Source organism: Nucisporomicrobium flavum, assembly GCF_016464385.1.
GTDB lineage: Bacteria > Actinomycetota > Actinomycetes > Mycobacteriales > Micromonosporaceae > Actinoplanes > Actinoplanes flavus_A.
Map to the genome: position 1 here is coordinate 1 of NZ_JADMLH010000038.1, position 9,693 is coordinate 9,693.

Sequence of the window (9,693 nt, forward strand, 5' to 3'; positions counted from 1 at the left end):
CCAGGCCATCGGCAACGGCAGGGCGGCCACTCCTCGGAAACCACCCAACGACAAGAAACCATCAGCCACACCCCACCGTCCCCGGGCATCCAGGGCATCACCCCAGACGATCAACAACCTTATGGAGGAGACCATGACCGTTGCCCGTCGATCCATCGTTCGCCGAGCCATCGCGACCCTGGCCGTCGCGCTGCTCGGCGCGGTGCCCACGGTGGAGCTCGGCGGGAGCGCACCGGCGGACGCGGCACCCGTACGGCCGTGCCCACGGCAGGCCGGCGGGCAGGCGACGGGGGGTGCGGTGGCCGCGGACGAGATTTCGGCCATGGCCACCGCGCGCGCCTGCGGGGACCGCGTCGAGGTGCTCGGCCGCCGCTCCGAGCGGGAACGGGTGTTCGCCAACTCCGACGGCTCGTACACGCTCGAGGCCTCCGCGGTGCCGCGACGGATCCGGCGGGCGGACGGCTCCTGGAGCGACGTGGACCCCACGCTGCGCCGCGACGGCACCCGGGTACGGCCCACCGCGAGCGCGACCGGCCTCGACTTCTCGGCGGGCGGCCGGCAGCCGGCCATGCGGATCGCGAGTCGCGGCCACGAGCTGTCCCTGAGCGTGCCCTGGCCGCTGCCCGCGCCCACGCTCGACGGTCCCCGGGCGACGTACGGTGACGTGCTGCCCGGAGTGGACCTCGTGCTCACCGCCCGGCCGCAGGGCTTTGCGCAGACCCTGGTGATCCACACCCGGGAGGCCGCCGCCAACCCGCAGCTGCGCGAGCTGCGCATGGGACTGCGTGCCGCCGGGCTCGAGGTCCGCGCCGCGGCGGGCGGCTTCGTGGCGCTCGACGACGCCGGCGCCCCGGTCTTCACCAGTCCGGCGCCGACCATGTGGGACTCGGCCGGCGGCGCGGGCGGGGTCGGGGCACCGCGCGAACCCGACCGCCCCGCCGAGGGCGACCGGCTGACCGCCGTGCCCACCCGCATCGGCGGCGGCGCGGTGACGCTCCGGCCGGACCGGGCCGTGCTCGACGATCCCGCCACCGTCTACCCGGTCTACCTGGACCCGCAGGTGGAAGCGGGACGCGAGGACTGGGCGATGGTCTCCAGCGGCTTTCCCGACCAGGAGTACTACAACTTCTCCCCGGACGAGGGCGTCGGCTGGTGCGACGTGAACGTGGAGTCGAACTGCGAACGCAACCAGGTCAAGCGGCTGGCGTGGGAGTTCGGCGTCTCGTCGGCCATCCACGGCACGCACGTCCAGGCCGCCACGTTCCAGTCCTGGGAGACCTGGGCGTACGACTGCACCGCCGACCCCGTGCAGCTGTGGCTGACCGGTGCCGTGTCGTCGGCGACGAACTGGCGCAACCACAGCTGGATGCAGCAACTGGACAGCGTCACGGTCGCCCGCAAGAACGGGTGCACCAACGGGCCCGGCTGGGTGAGCTTCAACGCGTACGAGGCGGTCCGGCAGGCGGCGTCCAGCGGCTGGTCCACGGTCACGCTGGGGCTGCGCGCCGGCAACGAGGGCAGCATGCCGGGCAGCTGGAAGAGGTTCCGCAACGACGCGCAACTGCTGATCAAGTACAACACCGCGCCGGCCGTACCCGACGAGTTGTCCACGATCGGGACCTCGCAGCAGGCCTCCTGTGCCACGAAGGCCCGGATCAACGCCACCGACGGCGCCCGGCTGTCGGCGACCGTCCGCGACCCCGACGACGGCGCCACCGTGCTCGCGCGCTTCGAGTGGCAGGACCTCACCGCCGGCACCGCGGTCACGGCCGTACCGGACACCGCATCGGTCGTCCCGCCGCACACCTTCGAGGTGGGGCTGCCACCCACCGGCCTGCCCGACGGCCACACCATCCAATGGCGGGTACGGGGCTTCGACGGCACCGACGAGAGCGGATCCTCGCCGTGGTGCCAGTTCGTCGTGGACAACGCCACGCCGGGCACCCCGGGGATCAACACGGCCGGGATGCCGGCGTTCCCCGCGGCGCCACCGTCCACCACCACGGTCGGGGCGCCCGTCACGGCCACCTTCGTACCGGCCGCCGGGGACTCCGACATCGTGGGCTACTACTACGGGGTCGGGCCGGTCGAGACCGTACCGACCAGCTGGGCGCCCGCCGGGATGAACGGGCTGGCCACCGTACCGGTGGTGCCCGTCGCCTCCGGGCTGGCCAAGAACTTCCTGACCGTGGTGGCGGTCGACGAGGCCGGCAACCGCTCACCGCTGCCGCCGACGGCGCCGCAGGCGCCGGGCACCCGCCAGTTCCGGGCCAACGCCGCCACCACGACGGCCGCCGTGCCGGGCGACGCGACCGGCGACGGCCGGGCCGACGTCACCGTGTTCGCCGACGCCGGCCGCGGCACCTCGACGCTGTGGCGCTGGGACGGGGCCACGAGCGGGGTGTCGGCACCGACGGCCCTGCAGGACGTGGCCACGACGTACCCGACGGCCACCACCCGGGTGGTCGACGGCGACTTCGACGGCGACGGGCGCAGCGACACCGCCGTCCTCCAGCAGGACGGTCCGGACGTCCGGCTGAGCGTGCAACGTTCGTCCGGCAACGGCCTGTTCGGCGCCCCGGCGCAGGTTCTGAGCGGCTGGAACATCTCCGCCGTCAAGTTGCTGGCCGCGAACTTCGACGCCGACCCGGCCGGTCGTGACGACATCGGCGTGGTCTACAACGAGGGTGGGTACGTTTTCACCGTACGGATGCTCGTGGCCGACGGCTCCCCCGGCGAACCCACCTTCGCGGCCCCTGCCACCTGGTACACGCAGCCGGCCGCCGGCGGGGCGGCGTGGGCCGACATCAAGGTGTTCGCCACGGACCTCGACGGCGACGGGCGGCCCGACTTCTCGCACCTCTACCAGGATCCGGGCTGCCGGACCCGGATGTTCACCAACTTCTCCTCGGGCACCGCGTTCACGCCGGGCAAGCTGATGTGGGACTCCGGCCCGGGCGCGTGGTGCTGGGCGTCGACCGAGCTGGTGACCGGCGACTTCGACGCCGACGGCCGCGGGGACCTGGTCACCCTCTACGACCACGGCAACTGCTCCGCGTCGCTGCACGCCTTCTACGGCAACGCCGACCGTACGGTCACCAAGCCGCCCGCGCTCTGGACCGGTCACGAGGGCGGATGGTGCGCCACTCGTACGGCCCTGTCCACAGTGCACGCGGACGGCGACCCGCGCACCGACGTGGCCGCGGTGTACGCCTGCTGTGGCGGCTACCAGACCAAGGTGTACACGTTCGCGTCGACGGGCCGGTCCTTCGCGGCCCCCCGGCGCGGCTACGCGGGGGCCATCGGCCCGTTCGGCACCCGCACGAACCCCGACCTGCTGCTCGGCGGCTCCGGCACGGCCTCCAGCAGCGCGGGCTGGGGCTGGTCGGTGGCCGGCGCGACGGACGGCACCACCGGCGACATCGGGTGGAGCTCGTGGTGCTGCCAGGAGAACGACCACACCGAATGGCTCGAGCTGGCCCTGCCGGAAGGCGCCCCGGTGAACCGCGTGGTGCTCTACCCCCGCGGCGACGCGGGCTCGGCGGGACAGAACTTCCCCGCGACCTTCACCATCGACGTGTGGGACGGCTCGTCCTGGGCCACCGTGATCAGCCGTACCGGGCATCCCCGGCCGGACAACGGCGCCGGCCAGGTGTTCCAGTTCCCGACCCGGACCGCCGAGAAGATCCGGATCACCGGTACGTCGCTGCGCATGATGCAGTTCGCCGAGGTGGAGGCCTTCGGCATCGAGGCACCCCTCAACCTCGCGCTGGGCGCCGCCGCGACGGCCGACTCCTCCTGCGCACCCGAGGAGGGCCCCGCCAAAGCGGTCAACGGACGGGTCTCCGGCGCCACCGAGAAGTGGTGCTCGAAGGGCGCACACCCGTGGTTGCAGGCGGACCTCGGCGCGTCCGTACCGATCCGCTCGATCACCGTCCAGCACGCCTCGGCCGGCGGCGAGCCGGCGGAGTGGAACACCCGCGACTTCGACCTGTCGGTGTCCGCGGACGGAACCACCTGGACACCGGTGGCGCAGGTGCGGGGCAACACGGCGAGCCCCACCAAGCACCAGGTCGTGGCGACGGGCCGCTACGTACGCCTCGACGTCCTCACCCCCACGCAGACCGACGACCCCGCGGCCCGCATCTACGAGCTGGAGGTGTACCAGTGATCGTTCGGCACCTGCGCCGCGGGCGTGAAAAGGTGGAGGGGTGAAGCCACCGCAGAGTCATGCCGATCTCCTGGACCAGCCGACGTTCGCCCACCTCGCCACGGTCCGGCCGGACGGGTCGCCGCAGTCGAGCGTCATGTGGTTCGCGTGGGACGGCGACCGCATCCGCATGACCCACACCAAGACCCGGCAGAAGTTCCGCAACCTGGCGAACGAGCCCCGGGTGGCTTTGTCGATCGCCGACCCGCACGACCCCTACCGCTTCCTGGAGATCCGCGGCGTGGTCGAGGACGTCACGGGCGACGACGAGCAGGCCTCGTTCTACCGCTCCCTGCAGGAGCGCTACGACATGGTCTACCCGATCCCCGACGCGGACGTCCGCGTCATCATGACGATCCGGCCGGAGAAGTTCGTCGCCGTCAAGAACGGCTCGGTCGTCGCGACCGAAGGGTGATCGACCTGCTCACCGCGTGAAGAACTCGTCGAGCGCCGTGAGCAGGCGGTCCACGTCCGCGTCGTCGTTGTACGGGGCGAGGCCGATGCGCAGCCCGCCCGGTTTGCCGAGGCCGAGCAGCTCGGCGGTCTCGTGGGCGTAGAACGATCCGGCCGGGGCGTTGACGCCGCGGCCGGCCAGGAACGAGCTGACGGCGGCCGGCTCGACGCCGTCGAAGGTGAGCAGCAACGTCGGGGTGCGCCGCCGCGCGCGGGAGTGGACGGTGACGCCGGGCAGGCGCGCCAGGCCGTCCTCGATCCGGGCGCGCAGGCGGTCCTCGTGGCGTTCCACCAGCGCCATGCCGGCTTCGAGCCGCTGCCGGCGGGAGCCGTCCGCACCCGCCAGGCCGGCGAGGAACGTGACGGCGGCGGTCGTTCCGGCCATGAGTTCGTACGGCAGCGTGCCGAGCTCGAAGCGCTCCGGGACCCGGTCCGGGGACGGCAGCAGCTTGTCGGGTCGCAGCTCTTCCAGGAGCTCCGGCCTCCCGGTGACCACCCCGCAGTGCGGCCCGAGGAACTTGTACGGCGAGCACGCGAAGAAGTCGGCGCCCAGCGCTTCAACGTCCACCAGGGTGTGCGCGGTGTAGTGCACGCCGTCCACGTACAGCTTGGCGCCGGCGTCGTGTGCCGCGCGGGCGAACGCGGGGAGGTCAGGCATGGTGCCGATGAGGTTGGAGGCCGCGGTGACGGCGACCAGCCGGGTACGCCCGCTGAGCTGCCGGTGCAGCGCGTCGACCGGCAGCTCGCCGGTGCGGACGTCGAAGTCCATCCAGCGGACCGTCACCCCGGCGCGCTCGGCGGCGATCACCCAGGGGCGGACGTTGGCGTCGTGGTCCAGCCGGGACACCACGATCTCGTCGCCGGGCGACCATTGCGCGGCGAGCATCCGGGACAGGTCGAAGGTCAGCGCCGTCATGCTGCGGCCGAAGATCACGCTGTCCGCGGTGGTACCGAGCAGGTCGGCGACCGCGGCGCGGCACTCCGTGACGGCCCGCTCGGCGTTGCGCTCGGCGGCGGTGGTGGTGCCCCGGTTGGCCAGCGGGCTGAGCAGCGTGTCGCGGATGGCGTCCGCGACGACGTCGGGGGTCTGGGAGCCGCCGGGCCCGTCGAAGTGAGCCGCCCCCCGCTCGAGGGCCGGGAAGTGGGCGCGGATCCGCGTGACGTCCAACCCGGCTCCGGCCGTCGTGCGGTGTGTGCTGTCGCTCATGCGCCTAGTTTCCTGCAACGCCGACGGGGCGGCACCGGAAGCCCGGCACCGCCCCGTGACAGCCACTCCGTGCGTCAGCGAGCGGCGCAGCCGTACGAGCAGGGCGTGGTGAATTGTGCGAAGTGCGGCCGGCTGACCCCGCCGAACGCCGTGAACTCGCCGCCCACCGCGATCCTGCCGAGGGCCGGGTGGACGTCCATGCTGAGGACCCCCCACCTGCCGTTGCTCTTCGGGTTCCAGGGCAGCAGCGAGCCGTCGCCGGCGTCGAGGGCCATCAGCTTCGGCTGGCTGCGCAGGCTGGTCGGGCACCACGAGGTCGCGGTCCGCGACGGTACGGTGCAGGCGACGGTGAAGTGGCCGCCGGCGTACACCGCGGAGCCCAGGTGGGTGATCGCCTGGACGTCGCCGTCAGTGACCGTGCTCCAGACCAGTTGCCCGTCCGGCCGGTACGCCGCCACCCGCCCACCGGGCCCGGCGAGTCCCGCGTACACCTTGTCGGGCGCGACGGTGATCGCCATGACGGTGTACGGCGTGACCGGCCGGAACGACGTGTCGACCTGCCCGTCGGCGAGCCGGAGAGCGGCGAGCCGTACGGTGCCCGCGGCGCCGTTGAGGCGCTTGAAGCCGCCGCCGACGTACAGCCGGGAGCCGGCCACGGTCAGCGCCTTGACCCCGCCGTCGGCGCCACCGGCGAACGCGCCGTCCAGGGCGCCGGTGGCGAGGTCGAACGCCGCGAGGTTTCGGCGCGTCTTGCCGTCGACGGCGCTGATCTCCCCGCCGAGGAACAGCCGTCCGCCGCCCACGGCCAGCGTGTGCCCCTCCCCCTTGATCGTGTGCCGCAGGGCGCCGACCGCGCCGGTCCGCAGGTCGACGCCGGCCAAGCCGCCGCGGGCCTGGTCACCGACGGTGGTGAACTTGCCGGTGATGTAGAGCGACTTGTCGAACGCGGTCAGCCCGAAAACGGTGCCGTTGGTCGCCGGCGCCCAGGGCAGCAGCTCCCCGGTACGGGCGTTCAGGGCGGCCAGCCGTTTGCGGGGCACCGAGCGCCCGTCGACGACGGCGTTCCGGAAGCTGCCGGCCACGTACACCGTGGAACCGGCGTACGCGGTGGCGTACACGAGGCCGTCGAAGGCCACCGAGGGGGCCGGCTTGGCGGACACCAGCGGGGTGGCGGCGACGGAAGCCGTGGGCATCGCCGTCACGGCGAGCACGCCGGCGAGCACCGCACCGAGGTGACGGCGCCGCGGCAGGGCATAGCGCGCAATCGAAGCTGAAAGCATGCGGAGACGGTAAAGCGGTCGAAAAGCCCGCATTCGGAAAACGGCCGAAGGTGCGCCCAAAAGGGGAGCCTTCAGTCGGGATGTGGGTGGCGGTGGGGTGGTTGGACGGGGGGTCGTCCACTTCGGCCTATTGACACAGTTGGAGCCCCGGCGAAACACTTAGGAAACTTTTGTGAGAGCGCTCTCACATCTGCCCCACTCCTCGCCCCTGCGGCGCAATCCCCCTGCTCGAACCCCCATGCACCGCGGGCAGGCAAGAAGGAAGTAGGACGGCACATGACACCTGTCCCCCGAAGGCGCGGGCTGCTCGCGGCCCTGGCCCTGGTGGTGGTCGCGGCGCTCGGCGTGACCGGCTTCGGCCAGTCCGCCTCGGCCGCGGTCACCGGCGCCACCATCGCCGGGCCCGGCGGCAAGTGCGTCGACGTGAGCGGCGACGACACCGGCGTCAACGGGACGGCGGTCCAGCTCTGGGACTGCCAGGCCAACGCCGCCGACCAGCACTGGACGTGGAACGGCACCGCGCTGACCACCATCGGCCGCTGCCTCGACGTGGCCAACGGCGGGACGGCGAACGGCACGGTGCTCCAGCTCTGGGAGTGCAACAACACCGGCGCCCAGCAGTGGGTGCAGCAGAGCAACGGCTCGCTGAAGAACCCGCAGTCCGGCCGCTGCGTGGACGCGCCCGGCGGGGCCACCGCCAACGGCACCCGGCTGCAGATCTACGACTGCAACGGCACCGGCGCGCAGACGTTCCAGGTCGGCACCGTGACGAACCCGGGCACCTGCCCGACCTACTCCGACACCCCGGACTTCGGCCCGAACGTGCACATCTACGACCGTTCGATGTCCGACGCGGCCATCCAGTCGTCGCTGGACAGCGTCTTCAACGCGCAGAAGGACACGCTCTCGGCCCAGTTCGCCACCCGGCGGGACGCGCTGGTCTTCAAGCCGAGCACGACGCCGTACAACGTGGGCGCGAACATCGGCTTCAACACGTCGATCCTCGGCCTCGGCCAGAACCCCGACGACGTCCGCATCAACGGCGCGGTCACGGTGGACGCGTTCAACGCCAGCGACGCCGGCAACGCGACCCAGAACTTCTGGCGCTCCGCCGAGAACATGTCGATCAACACGAACGGCGGCACCAACCGCTGGGCCGTCGCGCAGGCCGCGCCGTACCGCCGCATGCACGTGATCGGCGGGCTCAACCTGTTCCCGGCGAGCTACGGCTGGGCCAGCGGCGGCTACATCGCCGACAGCAAGGTCGACGGCAACGTCGAGTCCGCGTCCCAGCAGCAGTGGTACACGAAGGACAGCACGCTCGGCAGCTGGAGCGGCTCCAACTGGAACATGGTGTTCTCGGGCACCAACGGCGCTCCCGCGAACAACTTCAACACCGCGGCGGCCGGTCCCCGCTTCACGACGCTGGGCACCACGCCGGTGTCGCGCGACGTGCCGTACCTGTACCTCGACTCGGCCGGCAAGTACCGGGTGTTCCTGCCCTCGCTGCGGACCAATGCTTCCGGGCCGAGCTGGGCCGGCGGCAGCACCCCGGGCAGTTCCGTGCCGATGAGCACCTTCTTTGTCGCGAAGCCGGGCGACTCGGCGGCGACCATCAACACCGCGCTCGCCAACGGGTGCAACGTGTTCTTCACCCCGGGCATCTACCACGTCAACCAGACGCTGCACGTGACGAAGGCCAACACGGTCGTCCTCGGCATCGGCTACCCGACGATCATCCCGGACAACGGCGTCAACGCGATGGACGTGGCCGACGTCGACGGCGTACGCCTCAAGGGCCTGCTCTTCGACGCCGGCACCACGAACAGCGACACCCTGCTCAAGGTCGGCCTCGCGAAATCGGGGGTGTCGCACGCGGCGAACCCGACGACCGTGCAGGACGTGTTCTTCCGGATCGGCGGCATGGTGGCCGGCAAGGCCACCAACAGCCTCGTGGTCAACACCAACAACACGATCATCGACCACACCTGGGCCTGGCGGGCAGACCACGGCAACGGGATCGGCTGGACGACGAACACCGCCGACAACGGCCTGACCGTCAACGGTGACAACGTGCTCGCCACCGGCCTGTTCGTCGAGCACTACCAGAAGAACGAGGTCGTCTGGAACGGCGCCAACGGCAAGATCATCTTCTTCCAGAACGAGATGCCGTACGACCCGCCGAACCAGGCCGCCTGGATGAACGGCTCGCAGAACGGCTACCCGGCGATCAAGGTGGCGTCCGGGGTCACCACGTTCGAGGCGTGGGGGCTCGGCAGTTACTGCTTCTTCAACGTCAACAACTCGGTGGCCTCGGCTCGCGCGTTCGAGGTTCCCGCGGTCGCCGGCGTGAAGTTCCACAACATGGCGGCCGTCTCCCTCGGCGGCGTCGGCACCATCTCGCACATCATCAACGACACCGGAGCGGCGGCGAACCCGTCCAACAACAACTCGTACCTGGTCAACTTCCCGTGACAGGCGGCGCCGGGCCCCGCCGCGTCGGGCCCCCGCCCCGCGGGGCTACCCCCGGTGATGACGCCCGG

Annotated in this window: 5 protein-coding genes; 3 read left to right on the forward strand and 2 right to left on the reverse strand. The window is 71.7% G+C overall.

Translation table 11 applies throughout. The features are described 5' to 3' along the window. Positions 1–133: 133 nt before the first annotated feature. Both IT780_RS41100 and IT780_RS41105 read left to right on the forward strand, forming a co-directional pair. Positions 134–4,171, forward strand: coding sequence for a discoidin domain-containing protein (locus tag IT780_RS41100; protein WP_199517328.1), 4,038 nt, complete (start codon positions 134–136; stop codon positions 4,169–4,171). A 40-nt stretch (positions 4,172–4,211) separates the two neighbouring features. Beyond that, entirely contained in the window at positions 4,212–4,625 is a 414-nt protein-coding gene (locus IT780_RS41105) for a PPOX class F420-dependent oxidoreductase (protein ID WP_199517329.1), read from the forward strand. Positions 4,626–4,634: 9 nt separating this feature from the next. Here IT780_RS41105 and IT780_RS41110 read toward each other — a convergent pair whose 3' ends face one another. Both IT780_RS41110 and IT780_RS41115 read right to left on the reverse strand, forming a co-directional pair. Then, the gene (locus IT780_RS41110) at positions 4,635–5,870 is read right to left on the reverse strand and encodes a cysteine desulfurase-like protein (RefSeq protein WP_199517330.1); all 1,236 of its coding nucleotides are present in this window, start codon (positions 5,868–5,870) and stop codon (positions 4,635–4,637) included. Positions 5,871–5,944: 74 nt separating this feature from the next. Then, positions 5,945–7,150, reverse strand: coding sequence for a PQQ-binding-like beta-propeller repeat protein (locus IT780_RS41115; protein WP_199517331.1), 1,206 nt, complete (start codon positions 7,148–7,150; stop codon positions 5,945–5,947). 276 nt (positions 7,151–7,426) lie between these two features. On the opposite strand from IT780_RS41115, the gene IT780_RS41120 reads away from it, so the two are divergent. Next, complete coding sequence (locus IT780_RS41120) at positions 7,427–9,625, forward strand: pectate lyase-like domain-containing protein (protein WP_199517332.1); 2,199 nt, start codon at positions 7,427–7,429, stop codon at positions 9,623–9,625. The last annotated feature ends 68 nt before the right edge of the window (positions 9,626–9,693 follow it).